General features: G+C 64.4%; 19 protein-coding genes. 8 read left to right on the forward strand and 11 right to left on the reverse strand.

The annotated features are described in order from the left end of the window. The first annotated feature begins 7 nt into the window (after positions 1 to 7). On the forward strand, positions 8 to 331 hold the full coding sequence (locus QXZ85_RS10305; RefSeq protein ID WP_315701988.1) for a PilZ domain-containing protein: 324 nt from the start codon (positions 8 to 10) through the stop codon (positions 329 to 331). A gap of 489 nt (positions 332 to 820) precedes the next feature. Further along, on the forward strand, positions 821 to 1,456 hold the full coding sequence (locus tag QXZ85_RS10310; RefSeq protein ID WP_315701987.1) for a response regulator transcription factor: 636 nt from the start codon (positions 821 to 823) through the stop codon (positions 1,454 to 1,456). A gap of 54 nt (positions 1,457 to 1,510) precedes the next feature. Here the strand turns inward: QXZ85_RS10310 and QXZ85_RS10315 are convergent, their stop codons facing one another. From QXZ85_RS10315 to QXZ85_RS10325, 3 genes are all read right to left on the reverse strand, one after another. Continuing rightward, a complete protein-coding gene (locus tag QXZ85_RS10315; RefSeq protein WP_316174026.1) occupies positions 1,511 to 5,137 on the reverse strand; it encodes a PAS domain S-box protein in 3,627 nt (1,208 codons plus the stop codon). Continuing rightward, positions 5,118 to 5,531 (reverse strand): response regulator, encoded by a 414-nt coding sequence (locus tag QXZ85_RS10320; RefSeq protein WP_315765762.1) that lies wholly within the window; start codon positions 5,529 to 5,531, stop codon positions 5,118 to 5,120. The genes QXZ85_RS10315 and QXZ85_RS10320 overlap by 20 nt, the downstream gene beginning before the upstream one ends. A gap of 101 nt (positions 5,532 to 5,632) precedes the next feature. Beyond that, a complete protein-coding gene (locus QXZ85_RS10325) occupies positions 5,633 to 6,403 on the reverse strand; it encodes a GntR family transcriptional regulator (protein ID WP_316174029.1) in 771 nt (256 codons plus the stop codon). A gap of 106 nt (positions 6,404 to 6,509) precedes the next feature. On the opposite strand from QXZ85_RS10325, the gene araD reads away from it, so the two are divergent. Next, positions 6,510 to 8,249 carry an L-arabinonate dehydratase gene (gene araD / locus QXZ85_RS10330; protein WP_316174031.1) on the forward strand — a complete coding sequence of 580 codons (1,740 nt, stop codon included), beginning with the start codon at positions 6,510 to 6,512 and terminating at the stop codon, positions 8,247 to 8,249. Positions 8,250 to 8,465: 216 nt separating this feature from the next. Further along, a complete protein-coding gene (locus QXZ85_RS10335) occupies positions 8,466 to 9,185 on the forward strand; it encodes a ribonuclease activity regulator RraA (RefSeq protein ID WP_315701982.1) in 720 nt (239 codons plus the stop codon). A gap of 95 nt (positions 9,186 to 9,280) precedes the next feature. Here the strand turns inward: QXZ85_RS10335 and QXZ85_RS10340 are convergent, their stop codons facing one another. The 6 genes from QXZ85_RS10340 to QXZ85_RS10365 form a co-directional block, all read right to left on the reverse strand. After that, positions 9,281 to 9,841: a flavin reductase family protein gene (locus QXZ85_RS10340; protein ID WP_316174032.1), complete on the reverse strand. Its 561-nt coding sequence runs from the start codon at positions 9,839 to 9,841 to the stop codon at positions 9,281 to 9,283. 44 nt (positions 9,842 to 9,885) lie between these two features. Then, positions 9,886 to 10,587 (reverse strand): 2-phosphosulfolactate phosphatase, encoded by a 702-nt coding sequence (locus QXZ85_RS10345; protein WP_316174034.1) that lies wholly within the window; start codon positions 10,585 to 10,587, stop codon positions 9,886 to 9,888. Positions 10,588 to 10,601: 14 nt separating this feature from the next. Further along, on the reverse strand, positions 10,602 to 12,701 hold the full coding sequence (locus tag QXZ85_RS10350) for a S9 family peptidase (RefSeq protein ID WP_315742661.1): 2,100 nt from the start codon (positions 12,699 to 12,701) through the stop codon (positions 10,602 to 10,604). A gap of 9 nt (positions 12,702 to 12,710) precedes the next feature. Continuing rightward, positions 12,711 to 13,916, reverse strand: a complete 1,206-nt coding sequence (locus QXZ85_RS10355; protein WP_315742662.1) for a pyridoxal-phosphate-dependent aminotransferase family protein — start codon at positions 13,914 to 13,916, stop codon at positions 12,711 to 12,713. 139 nt (positions 13,917 to 14,055) lie between these two features. Beyond that, the gene (locus QXZ85_RS10360) at positions 14,056 to 14,781 is read right to left on the reverse strand and encodes a thermonuclease family protein (protein WP_315701977.1); all 726 of its coding nucleotides are present in this window, start codon (positions 14,779 to 14,781) and stop codon (positions 14,056 to 14,058) included. 150 nt (positions 14,782 to 14,931) lie between these two features. Further along, the gene (locus QXZ85_RS10365; RefSeq protein WP_316174036.1) at positions 14,932 to 16,656 is read right to left on the reverse strand and encodes a hypothetical protein; all 1,725 of its coding nucleotides are present in this window, start codon (positions 16,654 to 16,656) and stop codon (positions 14,932 to 14,934) included. 438 nt (positions 16,657 to 17,094) lie between these two features. Between QXZ85_RS10365 and QXZ85_RS10370 the strand changes: the two genes are divergently transcribed. Beyond that, entirely contained in the window at positions 17,095 to 17,958 is an 864-nt protein-coding gene (locus QXZ85_RS10370) for a caspase family protein (RefSeq protein WP_315701975.1), read from the forward strand. Positions 17,959 to 18,025: 67 nt separating this feature from the next. Here the strand turns inward: QXZ85_RS10370 and QXZ85_RS10375 are convergent, their stop codons facing one another. Both QXZ85_RS10375 and QXZ85_RS10380 read right to left on the reverse strand, forming a co-directional pair. Next, a complete protein-coding gene (locus QXZ85_RS10375; RefSeq protein WP_315701974.1) occupies positions 18,026 to 18,943 on the reverse strand; it encodes an efflux RND transporter periplasmic adaptor subunit in 918 nt (305 codons plus the stop codon). Between the two features lie 1,700 nt (positions 18,944 to 20,643). After that, the gene (locus QXZ85_RS10380; RefSeq protein ID WP_315701972.1) at positions 20,644 to 20,904 is read right to left on the reverse strand and encodes a hypothetical protein; all 261 of its coding nucleotides are present in this window, start codon (positions 20,902 to 20,904) and stop codon (positions 20,644 to 20,646) included. Between the two features lie 708 nt (positions 20,905 to 21,612). On the opposite strand from QXZ85_RS10380, the gene QXZ85_RS10385 reads away from it, so the two are divergent. The 3 genes from QXZ85_RS10385 (at position 21,613) to QXZ85_RS10395 (ending at position 23,632) form a co-directional block, all read left to right on the forward strand. After that, a complete protein-coding gene (locus QXZ85_RS10385; protein WP_315767625.1) occupies positions 21,613 to 22,587 on the forward strand; it encodes a L,D-transpeptidase in 975 nt (324 codons plus the stop codon). Between the two features lie 447 nt (positions 22,588 to 23,034). Then, positions 23,035 to 23,316 (forward strand): type II toxin-antitoxin system RelE/ParE family toxin, encoded by a 282-nt coding sequence (locus QXZ85_RS10390; protein ID WP_315701970.1) that lies wholly within the window; start codon positions 23,035 to 23,037, stop codon positions 23,314 to 23,316. A 10-nt stretch (positions 23,317 to 23,326) separates the two neighbouring features. After that, positions 23,327 to 23,632, forward strand: coding sequence for a HigA family addiction module antitoxin (locus QXZ85_RS10395; protein WP_315701969.1), 306 nt, complete (start codon positions 23,327 to 23,329; stop codon positions 23,630 to 23,632). Positions 23,633 to 23,785 lie beyond the last annotated feature (153 nt).

Here is a 23,785-nt window from a genome sequence, read left to right on the forward strand (position 1 = left end):
CACGACGATGTCTGACGAAAACAAAGGTACGGAGCGCGTCACCTTCAGCCGGGGTTATGACGTCTGCATCATGGGTATCGACGGCACGTGGCGGCGCGACTGCCAGCTGAATGCCATATCCGACAACGATGCTGTGCTGACGGTCGAAGGCTCGATCCAGGGGCTCAATCTCAAGGAATTCTTCCTGCTCCTATCGTCGACCGGGCTTGCCTACCGCCGCTGCGAACTCGTGCGCGTGAACGGCGCGGAGATGGACATCCAGTTCATCAAGGGCAAGAACAAGAAGAAGCGCTCGAGCGCGTCCGCCGCCCAGGACGCGATGAGCGGCTGAGCGCGGCGTTTCCTATCTTGCGATTTGCGGGCCGTGGTCGCGAACCGCGCGTCCCGATTGGGCCGCGGAGATTTGCTTCGGCACGATCGCCGTGCCGCTCATCTTTGTGCGGGATCACTCGGCATCGAGCTGCAGACTCTTTCCAAGCCGGCGATCTCGCAGCGCCATGCATTCAGCCAGCCGATCGCGGCAAGGCTGCACTCGGCCGGTCGCGCCGACGACACGGATGCTGGCGCGAACGCGTCGGATCAGGGGGCTGCACGTCGGAGGTTGCGGAATTGGAACTTCGGTTCTCGCAAGGCAGCATCACGACACCCGGCACCGCCGGTTCCGATATTCCCCTCTCCCTGGGGCATTCGTCGGCCGCCCGCTACTACTTGTGGGCTATGGTTCTGAGCCGTACGAATACGGATGCACAAAACGCCATTGGAGTATGGTATCATAAAACGTGTTTCTATGATTTCTGCTCTCTATGCCGAGTGATCGCACATGGCTGAACAAACAACTTCCAGGGGTGAGATTTTTGTCGTCGATGACGACCCTGCCGTGCGTGATACCCTGTCGATGGTCTTGTCGGCCGGCGGCTATGACGTGATCTGCTTTGCGGACGGCGCTGCGTTGTTGGCGGTTGCTAGAACCAGGACGCCGGCCTGCATCCTGCTCGATGTGCATATCCCGGGAAAATCCGGGCTCGATATTCTCAAGGAACTCCATGGCGAGGATTATCCGGCGCCGATCTTCATGATCTCCGGGCAGGGCGACATCGCCATGGCGGTGAATGCCATCAAGAACGGCGCGCTCGACTTCATCGAGAAGCCGTTCCGCGGCAGTGAAATTGTCGAGCGGCTGAACGAGGCGATCGGCGCCTTTGCCCGCCGGCAAAAGGAGAATGCGAATCCAAAGATCGGCTCGCTGCATTTCCCCGGGCGGGAGCCGCTGACCCGGCGCGAGCGCGAAGTGCTGGAACAGTTTACCGCCGGCGCCTCGAACAAGGAAGCCGGCCGCACGCTCGGTATCAGCCCGCGGACGATCGAGGATCACCGCGCCAACATCATGAAGAAGCTCGGCGCGCGGAATGCGGCGGACCTGATCCGCATCGTCATGACGGCCTCGCGCGCCTCCTGAGCCGGAGCCAAGCCTCCGGCACGCCAACGTGCGTCGGCTCTCCCAGGTCGGCTCCTACGTCTCGACTCTCGCCTCTGCAGCCAGCGCCTTGCGAATCATCCTGGCAAGTTCCGACTTGCGATAAGGCTTGGCGAGCAGCAGGATCCCGGAGTCTAACCGGCCGTGATGCACCACGGCATTCTCGGTGTAGCCGGAGGTGAACAGCACCTTCTGGCCCGGCCGGAGCTGCTGAATCTCGGACGCCAGCTGACGTCCGTTCATGGAGCCGGGCATGATGATGTCGGTGAACAGCAGATCGAACGGCTCGCCGGAGCGCGCGATCGACAGCGCTTCGGTCGCATTCGCAGCCTCCAGGGTGGCGTAACCGAGCGAATGCAGTTGCGCGAGCACGTAGCCGCGCACCAGGCGGTCATCCTCGACCACGAGGATCGTTTCGTTGCCGCCCTCGATCGGCAGCGAGGTTGCCTTCGCGGCAGCGGCGACACCACTGCGGCCGGGCGGCAGATACATCCTGATCGTGGTGCCGTGGCCTTCCTCGCTGTAGATCCTGATATGCCCGGCGGATTGCTTGACGAAACCGTAGACCATCGAAAGTCCGAGGCCGGTTCCCTTGCCCGGGCCCTTGGAGGTGAAGAACGGGTTGAACACCTTGTCGAGGATGGCCGATGGAATTCCGGTGCCGCTGTCGCTGACGGCGATCATCGCATAGCGGCCCGGCCGGACGTCGTCGTACAGGCTGGCATAGGCCTCGTCGAGGTCGGCCCAGCCGGTCTCCAGGATCAGCTTGCCGCCGTTGGGCATCGCGTCGCGGGCGTTGAGCGCCAGGTTGATGATGGCGGTCGCGAGCTGGTTGGGGTCGACATGGGCGACGCAGCTCTCGTCCTGGAACACCGATTCGATTTCGATCTGCTCGCCCAAGGTCGGCCGGAGCAGCTTGGCGGTATCGATCACCAGCGTGTTGATGTCGATCTCGCGCGGTTGCAACGGCTGCCGTCGCGCAAAGGCCAGCAATTGCTGGGTCAGGGCGGCGCCCCGTCCCGCCGCCTCGTCGATCATCTTGGTGATCGCGGCGAGCTGCGGCTCCTTGGCGACGGCGCCGGCGAGGATCTCGATCGTGCCGGTGATGACAGTCAGGATGTTGTTGAAGTCGTGGGCGATGCCGCCGGTGAGCTGGCCGATCGCCTCCATCTTCTCCGATTGGCGGATGCGCTCTTCCGCGGCGATCTTGTCGGTGAGGTCGCGGAAGAATCCGTTGAACACGAACCCGCTGCGGGTCTTCAGGGCCGTGACGCTCAATTCGGCCTTGAATTCCCGGCCGTCGCGCCGGCGCACCATGATCTCTCGGCGGCGGCCGCCGACGAGCCCGTCGCTGCCGCCGGTCAGCAGCACCCGCCCGAGTGCCGCTCGGAGTTCATCGCGGTCCTGATCGACGGAGATCAGGTCGAAGACGTCCTTGCCCAGGATCTCCGCGCGTGGCCAGCCGAAGATCTTCTCGGCCTGTGAATTCCAGTTGAGAACACTGCCTCTGTCGTCGATCTGGACGAAGGCGTCGAGCGCGGTCTCGACGATATTGCGGGCCAGTTGCTCGCTCTCGCGCAGGGTCTCCTGCGCAAGCCGGCTTTCGGTCATGTCGCGGCCGATGAAGAAATGCCGCTGCACCGGTTCGGACCAGCTCGCCGTCCAGGACAGCGTCACGACCCGGCCGTCCTTGTGCATGTAGCGGGAGTCAGAGCCTCGCGCGCGTTGGCCCCGGCGCGAGGCGCGCATCTCACCGCGCGCCTTCTTGAGATCGTCGGGATGAAGAAAATCGGCGGCGCTCCGACCGATCATCTCCGCCGGAGTATAGCCCAGGATGGTTTCCGCGCTCGGGCTCACCTGGACCAGCATGCCCTTGCGGTCGGTAATCAGGATGAGGTCCTGCGAGCTCTCGAAGATGCGGCGCCGTTCTTCGGTCTGCTGGCGCAGTGCCTGTTCGGTCCTGCGGCTCTCGGTGATGTCGCGGGCGATCATCGACGCGCCGGTGATCTGCCCGGACGGTGATTTGATCGGCGCGATGCTGAGCGAAACCTGGATCGGCGAGCCGTCTTTGCGGAGCCGAATCGTCTCGTATTGCTGGATGCGCTCGCCGCGGCCGACCCGCGCCAGAATGTCCCGGCCCTCGCAGATCCGGTCGGCAGGCAGGATCAAGTCGATGTTGCGTCCGACGGCTTGCTGGGCCGAGTAGCCGAACACCTGCTCGGCAGCCGGGTTCCAGCCGGTGATGGTGCCGTCGAGCGATTCGGTGAGGATCGCATCGCTGGAGGATTCGACAGCCGCGCTGTAGAGGCGCTCGCGCTCCGCGAAATGGTCGCGGGCGGCCTCGGTCAGGTAATGCTCCTGCACCTCGCGCTCGAGCTCGGCGGTCTTGGCCCGGACCTCCTCCATGACGCGGGCGAAGGCGCGCGCCAGCACGCCGGTTTCGCCGCCGGCCTCGACGGGAATGGTCACGGCCTCGCCACGGCCGATGCCCTCGATCGCCGCGGTCAGCTGATTGATGGGCCGCGTCAGCGAGCGCGCGACGAGGAACGCCAGCGCGGCCGCGCAGAGCATGGCGATGAGACCGACGCCGAGAGCGGTTTTGCGAATGGCAACGGCCGGACCCATGAAGGTGGTGTTTGGAATGGTTTCGATGACGGCCACCCATTCCTGGCCTGCGAGCAAGGCGGGCGCGAAGGCGATCCCGTCCGGTCTGCCGTGCGCGTCATGGATAATGCGCGCAAACGTCTCTGTCGTGCCGGTTGCGGCAGCGAGCGAGGGAAAGTCATCCTGCCATTTCGTGGAGTTGCCGCGCTTGGAGGCAAACTCGCGGTCCGAATCCGGATGGAAGAGATAGTCGCCGCGCGCGTTGACCACATAGAGCTGCGCTCCCGGGCGGGCGGCCGCCCGCAGATGCGCAAAGATCGGACGCATGTCGACGTCGATCATGAGAACGCCGAACGGCTTGCCATCCGGCGCGAAGACGGGCGTTCCGACGCAGAGCATCGGAACGCCGGTCTTCGGGTCGGTCGTGTTGCCGTCCAAGATCACCGGCGAGATGCGGATCTGCCCGGGCGCGAGGCGCAGCGTCTCATTGATGTAAGGACGGTCGCCGCGTTCGATCAGCTCGCCCTCCGGAACGATCCGGACGCTGTGGTTCGGCCCGAGACGGTCGACACGGATGAGTTCACGCCGGTTGTTCTCCAGGCCGACCAGGCGGAACATGGCGTAGGTGGGCTCGGCCTGCAGTTCGGAAAAAAAGCGTAGCGCCACCCGTTCGCGCCAGGACTGGGCCGAGAGCCCTTCGCGCGGATCGAGGCCGCCAGCCATCATGGTGCGGATCAGCGTCGCTATGCTCGGGTCGGCGCGATAGCTCGCAAGATCGTTGCGCGCGCCGCCGACATAGGATTCCAGCTCGGTGGCCATCAGCCGTGCATGTGCTTCGACGCGATCCAGCGCGCGCGGCAACAATCCCTGCTCCAGGCTGCGATAGCCCAACCAGCCAACGGCGAACACGGCAATCGCCACCAGGAGGATCATCGCGACGGCGAGCCGGGTCGTCAGGGCCATCCGCTGCCAAGCCGCAACGACGCCTGGACGGTGCGTCCCTGGCGTCGACGGCTGGTCCCGCGAGCTGCTCTGGGCGTCAGGAATTCGGAAGAGCATCGTGACCCGGCTTGCAATTGCCAGCGGGGCTGGCGGAGGCGAGGCCGTCGGCAATCAGTGCCAGTAGCGTCGCCGGTTTGAACTGTTTTGGCAGAGCGGATACGGCAGCGAGCTTCATGACCATGGTACGATAATCCGCCTCCGGGAGCGAGTCCGCTGTGTGCCGCCGGCCGGAGGTCATGATGATCGGGACATCGGGGCGTCGTTTCACGATTCGTCGCACCATTTGATGCCCGTCCATGAACCTATCCACGAACGTGTCGAGCGCCAGCAGATCGAAGTCCTCAGTTCGAAATCCGGACAATGCCTTTTGGCCGTCTTCGCCAACCCGTAACGGCATGCCCCGCCTGCTCCGGCGCCCGCCGGATCGTCGGCGGAATGACCAGGTCGTCATCTACGACCAGTATCTTTGCCACGGCCCCTCATCCCGATTCGGCTGGTACACCAACGGGCAGTTGCAAAAGCTTTGCCCAAATCGTGGCGAGCTGCAAGCATTTAGCCGTCCGCGGGACCGCCTTGCGAGCGACTCGCAGCGGGGGGTGATCCCGCGAGGTAATTGGGGTGAAGGTCGCGGATCCTGGCGAGGTCGCTCAGCGTGCCGGAGAGATGGGCCCTCAGATGCATCTGCGCCTCGTCTGGTCTGCCTTCGCCGATCGATCGGGCGATCAGGCGGTGGTGGCGCAGGATGTCCTGCGCCTTGCCGGACGACGGCAGATGCAGCCGCCGCAATCGGTCGATATGGCCGCTGCGGCTGCGCACCAGCACCCAAAGCTCGCGCTTGTCGGCTGCGGCATAGAGTGCGGCGTGGAATTCGTTATCCGCGGCCATGAAGGATTCGAGGTCGCCGTTCTTGGCAAAGCCCCGCTGCCGCGCGATCAGGTCGTACAGGTAAGCCACGAGGTCGGCATCCGGCGAGAGCGCGAGCAGCCGCACGATCTCGAGCTCCAGCGCCTGCCTGAGAAAGTGCGCCTGCTCGGCCGAGCGGACGTCGATCCGGCTCACCAGCGTCGCATGCTGCGGAAACACGTCCACCAGGCCTTCCTCGGCCAGCCGCATCAGGGCGTCGCGGATCGGGGTCGAACTCAAGCCGAACTCCGCGGCAAGTTCCGCGCGCGACAGCGGCGTGCCCGGCGGCAGGGTCAAACTCGTGATCAGGTCGCGCAACCGCTCGAACACTTGCGGCGCCGCCCGGCGGCTGCGGTCGAGCCGGTTGTTGCTCGATCTTGATGGGATGGCAGGGCGTGGTGCCGCCGATGGAGGGGCCATGGTCCGATGCTTCGCCGCGGTGCTTGCCATATATGTACTAATGCATTAGTGCATCTGTGGCTCGGCCGTCAAGAAGCAGCCGGGATGACAGGGGAGGACGTCCATCATGAGCGGCTCACGCAAGCGTCCCGAGGAACTGCGCAGCGCGCGCTGGTTCGCACCCGACGACCTTCGATCCTTCGGCCACCGCTCGCGCGTGATGCAGATGGGTTATGCGCAGGAGGAGTGGAAACGCCGTCCGCTGATCGCGATCATCAACACCTGGTCCGATGCGCAGCCCTGCCACATGCATTTCAAGTCGCGGGTCGACGACGTCAAGCGCGGAGTATTGATGGCGGGCGGCCTGCCGATTGAGCTGCCGGCGCTATCGCTCTCGGAATCGCTGCTGAAGCCGACCACCATGCTCTATCGCAACATGCTGGCGATGGATGTCGAGGAGCTGCTGCGCAGCCATCCGATCGACGGTGTCGTGCTGATGGGCGGCTGCGACAAGACCACGCCGGCGCTCCTGCTCGGCGCCACCAGCATGAACCTGCCCGCGATCTATCTGCCGGCCGGGCCGATGTTGCGCGGCAATTGGAAGGGCAGGACGCTCGGATCGGGCTCGGATGCCTGGAAATATTGGGACGAGCGGCGGGCAGGGAAATTGTCCGAAAGAGACTGGGACACGATGGAGGCGGGCATCGCGCGCAGCCACGGCACCTGCATGACCATGGGCACCGCCTCCACCATGACCGCGATCGCGGAGGCGATCGGCATGACCCTGCCGGGCGCGTCCTCGATTCCGGCCGCGGATGCCGAGCACATCCGGATGAGTTCGGCGTGCGGCCGCCGCATCGTCGAGATGGTGTGGGAGGATCTGACGCCTGCGAAGATCCAGACCCGTGCGGCGTTCGAGAACGCGATCGCGGTGGCGATGGCGATGGGCTGCTCGACCAATGCCATCATCCATGTCATCGCGCAGGCGCGCCGCGCCGGCGCCGACATCGGGCTCGACGATTTCGAGACGGCAAGCCGCAAGGTGCCGGTGCTCGCCAATGTCCGGCCGAGCGGCGACGCCTATCTGATGGAAGATTTCTACTATGCGGGTGGCTTGCGCGCATTGATGAGCCGCATCGTCGAGCACCTTCATCTCGATTGCTTGACCGTGAACGGGCAGACGCTCGGCGAGAACATCGCCGATGCCGAAGTCTATAATGACGACGTCATCCGTCCGGCCTCGAATCCGATCTACCGCGAAGGTGCGCTCGCGGTGCTCAAGGGCAACCTCGCGCCCGATGGCTGCGTCATCAAGCCGTCAGCCTGCGATCCGCGCTTCCTCAAGCATACCGGGCCGGCGCTGGTGTTCGACGATTATCCGTCGATGAAGAAGGCGATCGACGATCCCGATCTCGATGTCACGCCTGACCATGTGCTGATCCTGCGCAATGCGGGGCCGCAAGGCGGTCCCGGCATGCCTGAATGGGGCATGCTGCCGATCCCGACCAAGCTGGTGAAGCAGGGCGTGCGCGACATGGTGCGTCTGTCGGACGCGCGCATGAGCGGCACCAGCTACGGCGCCTGCATCCTGCATGTCGCGCCGGAGGCCTATGTCGGTGGGCCGCTTGCCTTGGTGAGGAACGGCGATTTAATCAACCTCGACGTTGCCGCGCGCACCATCGATCTCGATGTGTCCGAGGAAGAACTTGCGCGTCGGCGGGCCGAATGGACCCCGCCGGCGCCGCGCTTCGAACGTGGCTATGGCTGGATGTTCGCCCGCCACATCAAGCAGGCCAATGACGGCTGCGATTTCGACTTCCTCGAGACCGGCTTCGGCTCGCCCGTGGGCGAGCCGGCGATTTATTAGTTCGTTGCGCGGCGAGGCAGTGTTCTCGCCCCAACCGCGGTGCGCTCCCTCCCCCCTTGTGGGGGAGGGCTGGGGAGGGGGTAGCCCCAGGCGACACCACCGATGTGGCCCCCCACCCATAGCCGAAGCTCTGCTTCGGCGTCTCCTAACGAAGCCGGCCGCGAACGCGGCCGGTTGCCCTCCCCGCAAGGGGGAGGGGAGTGCAGCGAGCAGGACATGACCAAACTTAGCGACGTCACCCGCAACAAGCTCAAGACCGTTTCCACCGCCACCGTCGCGACCGCGCTGTTCAAGCGCGGCCTGCGCATCCAATGCGTCCAGAACGTTCATCCCCTGAACCCGGAGCAGCCCACTATGGTCGGTGAGGCCTTCACGCTGCGCTACATCCCGGCGCGCGAGGACCTCAACACCATCGAGGTGTTTCGCGACCGCAGCCATCCGCAGCGGAAGGCCGTGGAGGATTGCCCGCCCGGCGCGGTGCTGGTGATGGACAGCCGCAAGGATCCGCGGGCGGCCTCGGCGGGTGCGATCCTGGTGAGCCGGCTCAAGCAGCGCGGCGTCGCCGGCGTCGTCACCGACGGCGGTTTTCGCGATGCGGCCGATATCGCCAAGCTCGGCATTCCCGCCTTCCATCAGCGGCCGAGCGCGCCGACCAATCTCACCCTGCATCATGCGATCGAGATCAACGGGCCGATCGCCTGCGGCGATGCGCCGGTGTTCCCCGGCGACGTGATCCTGGGCGATGCCGATGGCGTCATCGTCATTCCGGCCCATCTCGCCGACGAGATCGCCGATGAGACCTTCGAGATGACCGCGTTCGAAGATTTCGTCGCGGAGGAGGTGGCGAAGGGCCGCTCGATTCTCGGGCTTTATCCTGCCACGGATACGCAAACGCCGACTGACTTTGCAGCCTGGCGGAAGAGGAACGGGCGATAGCCATTCACTCCGTCGTCGTCCCGGGCAAGCGCGTCAGCGCGCCGACCCGGGACGACAGCGGTGCTGGTGCTGGCTTGATCGCGCCTTAGTAGAGCTCACAACATCTCCGGCCGAAACAGCTTCCTGAACTTCCGGGTCTCCTCACCCGAGATCATGAACTCACCGTCGCCGCGATAGTGGATCGTCTTCGGCGCCTTCGGCCTGGACGCGACGTGTGCCTTCACCACCTCGAACACGAAGACGTTGTACTTCGTGACCCAGCTCGTATCGGCCAGCCGGCATTCGAAATTGGCGTAGCATTCCGCGATCAGCGGCGCTGCGACCATCTCGGCGGGTGCGGTCGTGAGGCCGAACGCGGTGAACTTGTCGATGTCGCGGCCGGACGAATTACCGATGCGGATGACCTTGTCGGCGAGATCGACCGTGGGCAAGTTGATCACGCATTGCCGGCTCTTCCGTATCAGCTCGAAGCTATGATTGGCCGATGAGATGCAGCAGCCGATCAGGGCCGGCTGAAACTCCATCATCATGTGCCAGGCCATGGTCATGATGTTGGTCTGGCCCTTATGGGCGGAACTGACCAGCACGACCGGGCCGGGCTCGAGGAAGCGCCGGACATTGCGAACCGGGAAATCGGCTTTGCGATAGGTCGGCATGCGATCTGCTTCCGCGCCTCGATGCTCCGCGGGCGATGAAACTGTCAGGCTGCAAGGTGTGAAAGGTCTCTCCGCGCCACCAGCCGGCCGTCTTCCTTCGAAATGCGCACAGCGAAGTCGTAGCGGTCAATGTCGATGGCGATATCCAGATCTTCGGGATGCAGATGCGGCTTGGCTGGATCGCGAAAATCTGGGATCTGAGGGCCCGCCAGAATGACGTTGCGCGTGCCAGCAATGCAGCCTGGTCTGCCCTGCAGCAGATTGCGCAGGTGGATGGCGCAGAGTTCGTCTTCGTCGGTCCGGATCTCGCCGTTCATACCCATTGCCACCAGCGAGACCCGAGCAGGCGCATGTCTTGTGACGGCTTGCGCGGTTGCCTTCGCCGTCACCAGCGATCCTGCATACAGCTGCGTCGCCTGCTTGGCCGCGACGATGCCTCGGGTGCCGGCGCTAGTGCGCTGGATGACGGTGATCCCGTCGAGCAGCGCCTGTGAGGCGTCGAACGGTGAATTGCCGAGATCGAAGCCGTTGGGCTTATGGCCGCCGACTTCGCCCATGCAGATCTGGCCGACGCCGGCGGCGCGTAACCTGAGCGCTTCCTCGACGGTGTCGATCATGATGATCTTCGTAGCGCCTCGCGCGAGCGCCACGGCGGCCGTGGTGAACGCGCGGAACACATCGATGATAACGACCGCGCCTTGCGCGCGTTCCGCGCCGGTAATCAGGCTATCGAGGCGGATGTCCATGGTCTCTCCGCCCATCAGGCGTTCTTGTCCGCCAGCCCCACCGCCCACAACGCAAACGCATAGACGATCGCGACCTCGTCGAGCCGGTTGAAGCGCCCCGAGGCGCCGCCATGGCCGGCGCCCATATTGGTTCGCAACAGCACCGGGCCGCCGGAGGTCATGGTGGCGCGCAGCCGCGCGATCCATTTGGCCGGCTCCCAATAGGTGACGCGGGGATCGGTCAGTCCGGCCATTGCGAGAATGGCGGGATAGGGCTTTGCCGCCACGTTGTCGTAGGGCGAGTAGGACAGGATGGCACGGAAGTCCGTCTCGCTCTCGATCGGATTGCCCCATTCCGGCCATTCCGGCGGGGTGAGCGGCAGCGTGTCGTCGAGCATGGTGTTGAGCACGTCGACGAACGGCACTTCGGCGACGATGCCGGCGAACAATGCGCCGGCGCGGTTGGCGACCGCGCCCATCAGCATGCCGCCGGCGCTGCCGCCATGGCCGACGATGCGCTTCTCGCTGGTGTAGTTGGCCGCGATCAGCGCGCGGGCGCAGGATATGAAATCCTCGAAGCTGTTGGGCTTCTTCTCGCGCTTGCCGTCGAGATACCAGCCCCAGCCCTTGTCGGTGCCGCCGCGGATATGCGCGATCGCATAGACGAAGCCGCGATCGACCAGCGACAGCCGGTTGACGTTGAACGAGGCCGGGATCGCGTGACCGTAGGAGCCGTAGCCATAGAGCAGCAGCGGCGCCTTGCCGTCCTGCACGAAGTCGCGCCGGCGCAGGAGCGAGATCGGCACCTCGGCGCCGTCATGCGCTTTGGCCATGATGCGGGTCGTGACGTAGTCGGCCGGGTTGTGGCCGGATGGAATCTCCTGCCGCTTGCGCAAGGTCTTGGTGCGCGTGACCATGTCGTAGTCGTAGACCTCCGACGGCGTCGTCATCGACGAGTAGGAGAAGCGCAGCGTCGTCGTGTCGAACTCGTAGGAGCCCATCGCATCGAGCGAGTAGGCGGCCTCGTCGAACGCGATCGCGTGCTCCTCGCCGCTGGTGAGGTCGCGGATCACGATCGACGGCAGCGCGTTGGCGCGCTCCAGCCGCACCAGATGACCCGCATAGAGATCGTGGTCGAGCACATAGACGCCGGCGCGGTGTGGGATGAGGTCGCGCCAATTGGCGCGCTCGGGCGAAGCCAGCGGTGCCGTCACGATCTTGAAGTCGATTGCGTCGTCGGCATTGGTCAGGATGAGCAGTTCGTCGCCGCGATCGGCGATCGAATATTGCACGCCGCTCTGGCGCGCTGCGACCAGCCGCGGCGGCGCGTCGGGATTGGCGAGATCGATCAGCCGCTGCTCGGAGGTCTCGTGATCGCCGCCGGCAATCACGCAGAACCGGCCGGAGGTCGATTCGTGCACATGGGTGAACCAGCCGGTGTCGTGCTCCTCATAGACCAGCACGTCGTCGGCCTGCGCCGTGCCGAGCCGGTGGCGCCACACCTGCATGGGACGGTGATTGTCGTCGAGCTTGACGTAGAAGAAGCTCTTGCAGTCGAGCGTCCAGACCACGCCGCCGTCGGTCTCCTCGACGAGGTCGTCATGGTCCTTGCAGCTCTCCCAGTCGCGCACCCGGATCGAAAAATATTCCGAGCCGTTGATATCGGCGCTCCAGGCCACGAGCTTGTGGTCATACGAATGACGGCTGCCGCCGAACTTGAAGTAGTCGTGGCCCTTGGCCAGCTCGTCGCCGTCGAGCGCGATCTGCTCGGCGCCGCCGTTGCGCGGCATGCGGCCGAACATCTCATGCTGGCCGCCCTCGCGGAATTTGCGGAAATAGGCGTAAGGGCCGTCCGGCGAGGGCACCGAGGAATCGTCCTCCTTGATACGCCCGCGCATTTCCGCCACCAGCTTCTTCTGCAGCGGCGCGGTGTGGCCGAGCACGCTGTCCGCATAGGTGTTCTCCGCCTCGAGATAGCGGCGGATGTCGGCATCGAGCTGCGACGGATCGTGCAGCACCTCCTGCCAGTTCGCATCCTTCAGCCAGGCGTAGTCGTCCGCCACGGTGATGCCGTGGCGGGTGAAGGAATGCGGGCGGCGCGGCGCCACCGGCGCCTGTTCGGAGGTCTTGCTCATCTGTTCCCTTTACAACGGGCTTTCGCCGGTGGGGCTGACATTCGCGCCGAGCCATTGGATGGCGGCATCGAGGCCGCCTCTGCCATGCGGGATCTTCAACGCTATCAGCGCCATTTCGATCACGCCGAGCGTGCCCAACACCATCGGCGCGTTGACGTGGCCCATATGGGCGATTCGGAAGGCCTGGCCCTGCAGGTCGCCGATGCCGACGCCGAGCACGACGCCGCACTGCTCCTTGCAATAGCGCTTCAAGATCTCCGGGTCATAGCCGCCGCCTACCAGCACGGTGGTCACCGTGTTGGAGCGTTCCGGCGGCTCGGCAATGTTGAAGCCCAGCACCTGGCCTTCGCTCCACACATTGACGGCGCGCCGTACGGCCTCGCCGAGCAGGCGGTGGCGCCGGAACGCATGTTCGAGTCCTTCGGCGAACAGCATGTCGATGGCCTGGCGCAGCGCGAACAACAGATGCACCGGCGCGGTGCCGCCATATTTGCGGTAGTGCTCGGCGCCTTCGCGCTCGCTCCAGTCCCAATAGGGCGTGCGCAGATTGGCCTTCTTATGCACCTCGAGCGCGCGCGCATTGGCGGCGACGAAGCCGAGGCCGGGCGGCGTCATCAGGCCCTTCTGCGAGCCGGACATCGCGACGTCGATGCCCCAGCCATCCATCTGGAACGGCATGCAGCCCAGCGAAGCCACCGTATCGACCATATACAGCGCCGGATGGCCGGCCGCCTTGATCGCCTTGCCGATCGCCTCGATGTCGTTGACCACGCCCGAGGCGGTGTCGACCTGCGCGACCACGATCGCCTTGATGCTGTGGTCCTTGTCGGCGCGCAGCCGCTGCTCCACCTCGGCCGGGCGCACCGCGCGACGCCAGTCGCCCTTGAGCACCTCGACCTCGGCGCCCATCGCGCGCGCCGCATGGCCCCAGCCGACCGCAAAGCGTCCGCTTTCGAGCACCAAGAGCTTGTCGCCGCGTGACAGCACGTTGGAGAGCACGGCTTCCCAGGCGCCATGACCGTTGGCGATGTAGATGTAGGTCTTGCCCTTGGTCGCGAACAGCTTGCCGAGATCGGCCATCAGGCTGTCGGTCAGATTGACCATCTGCTCCGAATAGATGTCGAGCGCCGGCCGGTGCATGGCCTGCAGCACCTCGTCGGGCATCGTGGTGGGTCCGGGGATGGCCAGAAATTCCCGGCCCGCGCGAACGGTCATTGCGATTGTCCTTGCAAGTTTCAGGTGACGGGGCCCGCATAACCCGGATCGGGCCGCGCTGGTTTTACGCGTCGCGGTCGCTCAAGAAAAGCCGGAGTTGACGAGGGGCTGGCATTCGCGCGCCGCGTCGCCGCCGAGGTCAGCGCCGCGTCTCACGGCATCCTGCGGCTTCCGCCTCTTCCACCGAGCAGAACCAGCGGGTGCCCTTGGCGATCCGCATCTTGATCTGCGCATACCAGCGGCTCGACGGCGTGTGATAAATGCATTCGCCGGCGCCGTTGACATTGCCCTTGATGGTGCAATCGGGCGAGGGCGCGACCGGTCCGGAGGCGGAGGCGAGCAGCACGGCGCTGGCATTGTCCGGCGGCTTGGTGGCGCCGAGAATGGCGGTCTTCTTGTTGCGCACGCGCCAATCCCAGGGCGCGATGAACGCGCCTTGCCACATGCCGGCCTTGGCTTCGCGCGCCGCATGCTCGTCGGGTTCGTAGTCCTTGGACACGTGCGTATAGGCCAGCGCCCAGCCGTTGGCGACCAGCCATTTCTGGATGTCCTCGCCGTCGACCTCGCAGCGCGCGATCTGGCGCCCGCGGCGGTCGACCTGGCGGGGATGGCAGGTCCAGCTCTTGCCGTCGACGTGCTTGATCAGCTCGTCGCGCGCGGCGATCCCGCAGGTCCAGCGTTCGCTCTTGTTGCTGATGCAGAGCTGGTCGGTCGATGGCGCGTCGATGCCGCCGAGCCGGATGCGCGCATTGCCGATCTGGACCAGATCGGCCTGGCGGATCTTGGGTATGCCGCTGATGTCGGCGGCGGAGGCCAGCGAGGGCAGCAGAACGAGCAATAGCGTAGGAGCAATCTTCATCAACATGAACCGGGCCGTGCATCCGAAATGGTGACGCGGACTGGGATTGTGCTGCGGTTCCAGCCCTCGCGCCAGTTCCTTGTGAGGACTCTCCCTCAACTTCGCGCGATGCCAGCCCCCGGCTTCAGCGCAGCGTAAAGGGTTCTTTAAGCGCGATCACCGTGCCATCGCCCGCCGCGCCAAAGCGAGGCCCATCAGCACGAAGGCCGAGGTCACCTCGGGGCCGCCGACCAGGATACGGGTCGGCGTCTTCATCTTGTTCCATTCATAGGCCCGGTAGGGATGGCGACGGCCGCCTTCGCCGAACCGGGTGACGATGCAATGCAGGGCGGGCACGAAGCTCGCGGTCGCGCCGCCGAGATGGCCGAGCGCAATCAGCGCCAGCGCCGCGTCGAACACGTTCATCTCGCGGCCGATCAGGTCGTCCTCGACATAGGCGAGCACGCGCGCGCGGATCAGGCCGAAGGCGCCGTCCGGATCGATCGCTTGTCGCGCCGGCGCGGGCAGCGCCATGAAGGCGGCGTAGCAGCGGCCGAAATAGGCGCAATAGAGCTCCGGCAGATAGTAGATGTGCGAGCGCGGATCGGCGAAGTCGCCGCTGACCACGAGGCGGAGCTGGAAGGCGACGATCCGCTTGACCGTCTCGAGCCGCTCGAGCGTCTCCAGGATCTTCCAGCGCGCCAGATTGCGGAACGAGACTTCGAGCACATCGAGATTGAGGGTAGGGTCGAGATCGTTGCCGAACGGCCGCTCGCCGGCGAGGCTGTCGATCCAGGTGGCGATGCCGCCGTCATAATCGATATCGTCGTTGATCGGCACTGTGACGCGCGGCTCGTTGCTGCCCGCGCGCACCTGATAGCCGGCGTAGAAATCGACCAGCGGCTGCTCGAGCATCGGATCATCGGCGCCGGCCTGCGTCGCTGCCGAAATCGAGCACGCCGTGGTGTCGCAATCCGGCACATAGATGCCGAAGCCGAGATCCTGCTTGATCTGGGCGAAGAAGCGCGAGAAGCGCGGATGCGGCGCCGGCGCGAGCGCGGTGACGACGTCGTAGCTCGTGCCATCGGCGCCGCGCACCTGTTCGCGGCTGGTCTTCAGGCAGAACTCCACCATCGCCGCGATGGCGCCGCGCGCAGAGGCGATCTGCGCGGCGGATGGCAATCCGGTCTCGACGAAGGCGAGCAGGGCCTCGGTGAAGAACGCATCGTAATAGGCCGAGCGATGCCGGATCTGCACCGGCGCCCACATCGGTTCGGCGATGCCGCGCCATGACGGATTGACGATGCCTGCGGCCGGCGAGCGCGCGATGAAGACGCGGGCGAGGTTGAAGAGCAGCGTCGAGTTCTTGTAGCCGCGCGAGTTGAGGCCGGTCAGCGCCATCAGGAATTCGCGGCCCTTGAGGTCGGGGTCGCCGATCAGGTTGAAGGCGGCATAGGTCGGGATGAAGCCGTTGCGGGCAAAGGAGCCGAGCAGATCGGCGCCGCAGGCGCGGATCACGCGCTCGATTTCACCGGCGGCGGGCAGCTTGCAGGCTTCGCTTGCGGCCGGCGGCTGCGGATGGCGCAGCTCGAAACTGTCGATCAGGGCGGCGACCGGCAGGCCGACCGTCTCCCAATCCGGCTGTTCGTCGTCGCGGGCCTGAACCAAAGCCTGGCGCAGCGCGTTGACTCGGCTGGAATCCTTCAGCTCGGCCAGGCCGCTGCGTCGCAGCAGCGTGCGCAGCGCCGGATTGCCGATGGCCGTGCGGTAGAAATTCGCGATGTGCGGATCGCCGCTGCGCGGATGGTTCAACACCGGGTCGCAGACGTCATAGAGCGACGGGCCGTCCTTGCGGGCCGTCAGGGCGCGATAGGCGGCACCGGCGAAGGCGTGCAGGTTCATCGGGCTGTCTTCTTGGGATGGCCGTCCGGCGGACACCGCCATCCGCGTAACCGCTGCGTCAGCCGTGCGCTCTTGGCGCAAGCTTGGCATGGCGTCCGAGGAAAGACAAATGTGACCGACATCACAATTGGAACGCGAGGTTTAACGGCAATATGACACCCTCGAAATCTAAGGGAGTCGGCTCAAGAGAACGCCAGGATGGTTAAATTCTTATGAATTTTCAAATGCTTGTAAAATCAACGGGAATTGCAGGTTGCCCGGCCGGGCCGATCGAGCTAAGGCTGTGCGCGTTGCGGCGCCGCAAATTGCGGACAATCCGACGACACATCGTCCCGCAACTCCTCAAAGCTCCGCAGCCTGGGCGCGACCAATGCGTGCGCACCATTGGTACTGACGGATTTTTGCCTCCGGGCAACCGGCTCTGACAGGATTGACGTGATGACAGCAAGGCAGACTTCCTTCTCTCGCCGTTCGGTCGCGATCGCCGCCGTCCTCTTCGGCACGGTGTCGCTGGCGATCGGCGCGCATGCTGCCTTGAACAAGCGTCCGCTCGAAGCTGCCAATGCGGCGACCACCGAGCGTGTGGAGCCCGCCAACAACGGCATGCGGCTCGCGCTGGTGATCGGCAACGGCCATTATCCGGATGCCAATGCGCCGTTGACGCAGCCGATCAACGATGCGCGTGCGCTCACCCTCGCCCTGCGCCGCGACGGTTTCGATGTCGACGTGATCGAGGATGCCAGCAAGGACGATCTGGGCCGTGCCGTCGAGCGGCTGAAGGCGAAGGTCAAGCCGAACGCGGTGGTGATGCTGTTCTTCGGCGGCTACGCCATCCAGGCGGGCCGCGAGAGCTACATGATCCCGGTCGATGCCAAGATCTGGAACGAGCGCGACGTGCGCCGCGACGGCGTCAGCATCGAGGCCTTGCTCGACACCATGGCGCAGCAGGGCGCGCGCGCCAAGCTGGCGGTGATCGATGCCTCCCGCCGCAATCCCTATGAGCGGCGCTTCCGCGCCTACTCGCACGGTCTTGCCCCGATCAACGCGCCGGCCAATGCGCTGGTGCTGTCCTCGGCGACGCCGGGCAAGGTGGTCGACGACTCCAAGGGGCAGAACAGCGTGCTCGTCACCGAGTTGCTCGCCAATCTCGACGGCAAGTCCGCGCCCGCGGAAGCCGTGTTCAACAAGACCCGCGTTGCGGTCTCCCGCGCCTCGGAAGGCGAGCAGGTGCCTTCGGTCTCCTCCTCGCTGCAGGAAGAGGTCCGCTTCGGATCCGAGACGAACGCCAACGCCGGCACCTGATTAGTCGATCTGAATTCGTCGATCAGCGACACTCGAGTGTCCGCCGCCGCGTGACCATCGACCGCGCCTATTTCGACGCCGCTGCCTCCGCACCCGCCATGATCGGCCTCACCGGATCGCCTTCGCGCAACAGCGCGCCGGCGCGCGCCACCACCACGTCGCCTTCGTTGAGCCCGCTGCGGATCTCGACCTGGCCGCCGGCCATCAGCCCGACCTCGACCACTTTGGTCTCCACGCGCTGCTGCTTCACCACCTGCACCACGGTGCCTGCGGGATCGTAGAGCACCGCGGTCAGCGGCACCGCGATGCCGCAGCTCTGTCCGATCTTGATCACGGCACGGCCGAACGAATTGATCAGCAGCCTTTGGTCGCTGTTGATGCCGATGAAGGCCTGGCCGAGCTGGCTGTTGGGCTCGATGGTCGGTGCCACGCGGCGGATGCTGCCGTCGAAGTCGCCGGCGCCGACGATGTGGAGCCTGGCGCTCTGGTTGGCCGCGACCTTGCCGATCTCGGCGCTCGGCACCAGGCCGACCAGGTCATATTCGTTGCGGGCGATGATCGTGAACAACGCCTCGCCGCGGCCTGAAGCGAAGGCGCCGATCGTCGCGCTGGAGGTGGCGATGGTGCCGGCCACGGGCGCCTGGATCATGGTCGAGCCGCCGTCGGGCGCGGTGAGCCGGGCGAGATTCTGCCCTGCCTTGACCGTATCGCCGGGGTCCACCAGCACCTCGGCGACCTTCAGGGCCGGCCGGTCCGGCCGCACCGCGGTCTCGTCGCGGGCCAGCACCAGGCCGGAGACCTCGACCGTATCGTCGAAGCAGGATTTCGCGGCTTTCAGCACGGTGACGGCTGCGCCCTTCGGCGCATCTCGCTCCTCAGCGGCGGCGGCTGCTTGGACCAGACTGAAGAGGCTGGCGGCCGCAAGCGCTGAAAACTTGAGCGCCGAAAATCTGCGCGAGGCGGCGGCAAACGCGGAATGTCCCATACGAGCCTGGTCCTGTCGGCGAGGAGCGTCGACCGATAGCAGACGCGCGCGCCATCGGCCACCCGACCCGATCCGTCGCTATTGGTCGCAGCAAGAGGCCATGACGTTCACGCAGGCGTCATTGCGAGCGTAGCGACCTCTCCGCCGTCCGGATCGCTCGATCCGCCGCGCCCGGCAGCAACCCGCCCGCGTCCGATGTGATCGCGCTTCCGTCGAAGCCCGCGCCCACCATGCGACCTTCGACCGCTTCAAATTCAAACATATCCGCGGCACATTCCGTCGCCGTCGGGGCTCTCCTTGGATCACGGCAAAGTCGTTGCGCCACAATAAGTTTTACTGATTCCGGAGCCCCGATATGCTCGAACCTGTGAGATATCCAGGCCAGCCGTCATGACTATCGGCTTCTTCCTTTTTGATGGCCGATGAGGCCAAGGTTGCGGACCTGATGCGGCACAGGGAGAGCGCGCCATGCGCTTCGCACAAGGTTCTTTGGAGGCGGGAAACGACATGTTCGCGTGGCTGGCCGGCGCCGCCAAGGCTCCCGCCGGACGATCGAAGCATGTGAATGGGTCCTCATCAGAGAACGGAGTTCAATGAACGGTCAGCGGATCAAGCAAAGCAGCAATTGTACCGGAGATCGATGCAGAAATCGCAAGAACACCAGTTCCGTCATGCTCGGCATCATCGAAGGCATGGTGCTGACACGCAGAAGAGCGCAATCGCCGAGCCTCATGTCTTGAATGGATAGACCGGTTCACAGTCGATCCCGAGGACTGAGAACATGGATATGTTCAAGATCAAGATCGCCCGTATCGAGATGATCTCGCCGAACGAACGAACGAACGAGGCGAGGACGTCAGCTTGACGTTTCAATTCGATGGCCGTCAGACCACGTTTACCTCACCGATATTTCTTAGTTCGCGCGAATTCGACGACACCGAAATCGTCGAGGTAGCTCGAAGCAAGTTATACGATGTTCTCTGGCAGCTTTGCAGTCAGTGCAAGAATTGGCGGCTGACGGACGAAGAACGCCGTGCACTCGCAAGGATCAGCCAGCGGCCTGCCTAGAATCTTGTGCGTGCAGGCAGCGCTCCCCTCCAGGAGCCTTGCTGACGACTGGCACTCGTTCTATTCGTTCGCTTGAACGATGCGTGAAGATTGCGTGCTCAGGGCGTTCGTGGCGACTTTGTTCCATGGACAGGATCGTCGGAAATGGTACTGCAATCTCACAGAAGGCCTCAATGTCCGTTGCAGATGATATTCTCGACTTGTTGAGGCGGAAGCGCCGGCTAAAGCTGACCGCAAGCGACATCGCTGAAATGCTGTATTGGGAGGATCGAACCTACTACGAGCATCGCGTGCGGGCCGATTGTCTGAGCTTGTACGACCAAGGCAAGCTCCTTCGTGATGGCAAGGGCAGTCTTACCGATCCCTACATGTATAGCATGACTCCACGCGAGCGGAGGTGGCCATAGCCGTCCGACAATGCATCAGATAATGGTGCAAGCCATTTTCATTTTTTGATGGCCGAGGCGAAGCTTGGCTGCAAGGCAGCGGCCTTTCGACCGGGCGCCGCGGCAATTGCCTTGATCTTTTCCTTTCTCGGCTTCGTGGCTTCCCGATGGCCTCTGCCGACCGTTTGCCACGTAGGCTGTCTTCGGGATTGAGATGACCGAAGCTGAATGCAAAATCGGCCGAAGTCAGAACAGATCGTCAGCCGATGAAAGGCGAGGCGAGCGCAGATCGTATCTGGACCTGAGCGTCGCGATGAGATCGAGCGTGCGGCTGCGATAGAAATCGTCCAACTCGGAAACCGGCCGGCTGATGCTCGCGCTCCACCCATAGGCGTCGTCAAATATGAACAGCGTCATTCCTGCAGGCCACGGACCGTGAAGGATGCTCGCGCGTTCGACGATCATGTCCGCGAGCTCATACGCCGTCTTGAAGGGTTTTGCGTTCATTGCCGACCTTGCGCCATTGCTACCGTGGCCTGCTGCATTCGCCATCCGTCGAGCTGATCGAACTCATCAGAAAGCAGGATCCGGACCTCGCGGCATGCATATTCTCACCCCCGCGCGGGCCTGTTCCGGGAGCTCTCCCGCTTTCTTCAGGGCCGCCGCTGCCGTGGGGCAACCGAATTTGACCGAGCCCGATTGATCGCTTCGACTGACCAGGGGCGGCCGTTTCGTCGTGTTAGCCATGTCAGGCGGCCGCTGCGATAACCGAAAGCAGAAGGGCCGGCGGGACAACCACTGGCGGCACGATCCATTCGATCAAGCGAAACCGAGACAATAGACGCTCCCCTTCCTTGGCGGGAGCGCACGCCACGCTCAGTCACTGACGGATGCCCGTTGGAATCCGGTGATGCCAAAGCCTACGCTTCCGCGGTGGGAATAGCGAGCGGCAAAGCGTGGAACAAATTCGAAAGCCAAGCTGGAGCGCAGGCCGGCCGGTTCCCTGACGACGCCTTGCGAGAAACAGATAGCTAACAGAGCGCTGAACGTGACAGCCGGCACGCGCGACAGATCAGGACCGGACAGGGCAGCTGGCCCGGCCCGCGCGCGTCTGCTATCGGTCGCGGGACACCCGGTGGGACGACGTTACGAACTTTCCGGTCGTGATGACGTTGATGCCGCGATGGCGGCTTGGTTCTTCTTCGGGTGTCTCTGATGGTGCGGCTTTGGATTGCGGTTCTCTTCGCTGTGTTGGCCGCCGTGCCGGCCGGCGCCGCCACCTTGAAGCCGGATGACGTCAATACCGCCGAATTGCGCAAGCGCGGCCCGGGCGAAGAGAAGATGGATCCGGCCGCGATCCGCGCGCAGGTCATCCTCGACCGCACCCATGTCTCGCCGGGCGAGATCGACGGCAGGTTCGGCGACAACGCCAAGAAGGCGCTCGCCGCCTTTGCCGCGTCGAAAGGGCTCGACAGCGGCGCCAAGCTGACGCCGGAGCTGTGGGCCGCGCTGATGCAGCAGGACCAGGCGCCGGCCATCGTGAGCTATCAGATCACCAAGCAGGATCTGAAGGGGCCGTTCGTCCGTTCGCTGCCGAAGATGGAGCGGATGAAGCGCCTGCCCTCGCTCGGCTACACCTCGCCGCGCGAAGATCTGGCCGAAAAATTTCACATGAGCCAGGATCTGCTGGCCGCGCTCAACCCGGGCAAATCCTTCGACAAAGCGGGCGAGGAGATCTTCGTCGCCAATGTGCTGAAGCCGGACGAGAAGGTGCCGCAGGTGACCAAGCTCGCGGTCGACAAGAATGCAGGCGCGGTGCAGGCCTATGATGCGGACAGTCACCTGTTCGGGTTCTTCCCCGCGACCGTCGGCAGCGAGGACAAGCCGACCCCGGTCGGCAACTACAAGGTGACCTCGGCCGATCCCAACCCGACCTATCGATACAATCCGAACTACAAGTTCAAGGGCGTGAAGGCGCGCAAGCCCTTCACCATCGAGCCCGGGCCGAACAATCCGGTCGGCTCCTATTGGATCGGGCTCTCCGTCGGCCAGGGCTACGGCATCCACGGCACCGCCGATCCCTCCAAGGTCGGCAAGACCGAATCCCACGGCTGCATCCGCCTGACCAATTGGGACGCCCAATTCCTCGGCGCCCACGTGAAGAAGGGCGCCGCAGTCGAGCTCCGTTGAGCGGCGGCCGCTCGCATCGCTCCCCGTCATTCGCAGAGCTATCGCATATGGCCGGAAATAGCTTCGGGCAGTCTTCTTTGCGGCCATCCATCGAGACGCCCGCCTGCGGCGGGCTCCTCACGATGAGGGCATTTTCCGCGGTGAAATCGTAGACCCTCATGGTGAGGGCGCGGCACGCCCGAGCAGGCCGAGCGATAGCGAGGCCGTCGCGAACGGCGCAAATGCTGCCGCGCGTCTCCAGACGATGCTACGCATCGTCGGGAGAACCATGAGGCCCCGCCCCTGCTTGACGCCATATGCGATAGCCCTGCGTCATTCCGGGGCGGTCGCACTCGTCCCGCAGCCGCTCGAAGAGCGGAGGCGCCAAGCGCCGTGCCCACCGTCGTCGGAGATGCTCCCTAGGACGTTCACTTGACGACATGTATCATCAAATGATACATTGACGATATGATCAGAAGCTTCCGGGACAAAGTCACTGAAGCCGTCTTCAACGGCGAGAGTCCAAAGGGCTTTCCATCCGATCTGGTCAAGGTGGCGCGCCGAAAGCTCCGCTACCTCAATGCTGCGGCCGATCTCGCCGATTTGAGATCGCCTCCCGGCAATCGGCTCGAGCCGCTGGCGGGGGATCGCCAGGGACAACATTCGATCCGCATCAACGACCAATTCCGGGTGTGCTTTGTTTGGACGGCCGAAGGGCCCGCGGAGGTCGAAGTGGTGGATTATCATTAGGAGGGACGCAATGACCAACAAGCTCAAGCCCATGCATCCCGGTGAAGTTCTGCGGGAAGAGTTCCTCGTTCCGCTCGGGATGTCGGCGGGTGCTCTCGCCAAGGTGTGCGGCTTGCCTCGGACCCGGATCGAGCGGATTGCCAGTGAGCAGACCGGCATTACGGCAGACACCGCGCTTCGGCTCGCCAAGGCGCTCGACACGACGGCTCAGCTTTGGCTCAATCTGCAGACGGACTACGACATTCAGGTCGCGAAGCGCGATCTCGGCAAGATTCTCGACCGCATCGAGACGGTGAACAAGCCGAGAGCTGCCTGATCGGCGGATGTGCCTGATACGGCGCTGAAGCGAGCGCCGGCGCAGCCATGAGTAAAGGCGAACGCCTAGTCGCGTGCGCAACTCCAGCATATTCAGATCGTAGGGTGGGTTAGCGGCCGCGCCAAGCATTTTGATGGCGGCCCGGAGTGTCGT

Origin of the sequence: Bradyrhizobium sp. SZCCHNGR1005, from assembly GCF_032489995.1 — a bacterium.
In the GTDB taxonomy this organism is placed as follows: Bacteria; Pseudomonadota; Alphaproteobacteria; order Rhizobiales; family Xanthobacteraceae; genus Bradyrhizobium.

Excerpts from the sequence above, each read along its gene's own strand:
- QXZ85_RS10395 (WP_315701969.1), top strand. The coding sequence starts at position 23,327 with ATGACCAACAAGCTCAAGCCCATGCATCCCGGTGAAGTTCTGCGGGAA.
- QXZ85_RS10380 (WP_315701972.1), bottom strand. The coding sequence starts at position 20,904 with ATGAACGCAAAACCCTTCAAGACGGCGTATGAGCTCGCGGACATGATC.
- QXZ85_RS10390 (WP_315701970.1), top strand. The coding sequence starts at position 23,035 with ATGATCAGAAGCTTCCGGGACAAAGTCACTGAAGCCGTCTTCAACGGC.
- QXZ85_RS10365 (WP_316174036.1), bottom strand. The coding sequence starts at position 16,656 with ATGAACCTGCACGCCTTCGCCGGTGCCGCCTATCGCGCCCTGACGGCC.
- QXZ85_RS10360 (WP_315701977.1), bottom strand. The coding sequence starts at position 14,781 with ATGTTGATGAAGATTGCTCCTACGCTATTGCTCGTTCTGCTGCCCTCG.
- QXZ85_RS10335 (WP_315701982.1), top strand. The coding sequence starts at position 8,466 with ATGACCAAACTTAGCGACGTCACCCGCAACAAGCTCAAGACCGTTTCC.
- QXZ85_RS10315 (WP_316174026.1), bottom strand. The coding sequence starts at position 5,137 with ATGCTCTTCCGAATTCCTGACGCCCAGAGCAGCTCGCGGGACCAGCCG.
- QXZ85_RS10345 (WP_316174034.1), bottom strand. The coding sequence starts at position 10,587 with ATGGACATCCGCCTCGATAGCCTGATTACCGGCGCGGAACGCGCGCAA.
- QXZ85_RS10385 (WP_315767625.1), top strand. The coding sequence starts at position 21,613 with ATGGTGCGGCTTTGGATTGCGGTTCTCTTCGCTGTGTTGGCCGCCGTG.
- QXZ85_RS10325 (WP_316174029.1), bottom strand. The coding sequence starts at position 6,403 with ATGGCCCCTCCATCGGCGGCACCACGCCCTGCCATCCCATCAAGATCG.
- QXZ85_RS10350 (WP_315742661.1), bottom strand. The coding sequence starts at position 12,701 with ATGAGCAAGACCTCCGAACAGGCGCCGGTGGCGCCGCGCCGCCCGCAT.
- QXZ85_RS10310 (WP_315701987.1), top strand. The coding sequence starts at position 821 with ATGGCTGAACAAACAACTTCCAGGGGTGAGATTTTTGTCGTCGATGAC.
- araD (WP_316174031.1), top strand. The coding sequence starts at position 6,510 with ATGAGCGGCTCACGCAAGCGTCCCGAGGAACTGCGCAGCGCGCGCTGG.
- QXZ85_RS10370 (WP_315701975.1), top strand. The coding sequence starts at position 17,095 with ATGACAGCAAGGCAGACTTCCTTCTCTCGCCGTTCGGTCGCGATCGCC.
- QXZ85_RS10320 (WP_315765762.1), bottom strand. The coding sequence starts at position 5,531 with ATGACGACCTGGTCATTCCGCCGACGATCCGGCGGGCGCCGGAGCAGG.
- QXZ85_RS10305 (WP_315701988.1), top strand. The coding sequence starts at position 8 with ATGTCTGACGAAAACAAAGGTACGGAGCGCGTCACCTTCAGCCGGGGT.
- QXZ85_RS10375 (WP_315701974.1), bottom strand. The coding sequence starts at position 18,943 with ATGGGACATTCCGCGTTTGCCGCCGCCTCGCGCAGATTTTCGGCGCTC.
- QXZ85_RS10355 (WP_315742662.1), bottom strand. The coding sequence starts at position 13,916 with ATGACCGTTCGCGCGGGCCGGGAATTTCTGGCCATCCCCGGACCCACC.
- QXZ85_RS10340 (WP_316174032.1), bottom strand. The coding sequence starts at position 9,841 with ATGCCGACCTATCGCAAAGCCGATTTCCCGGTTCGCAATGTCCGGCGC.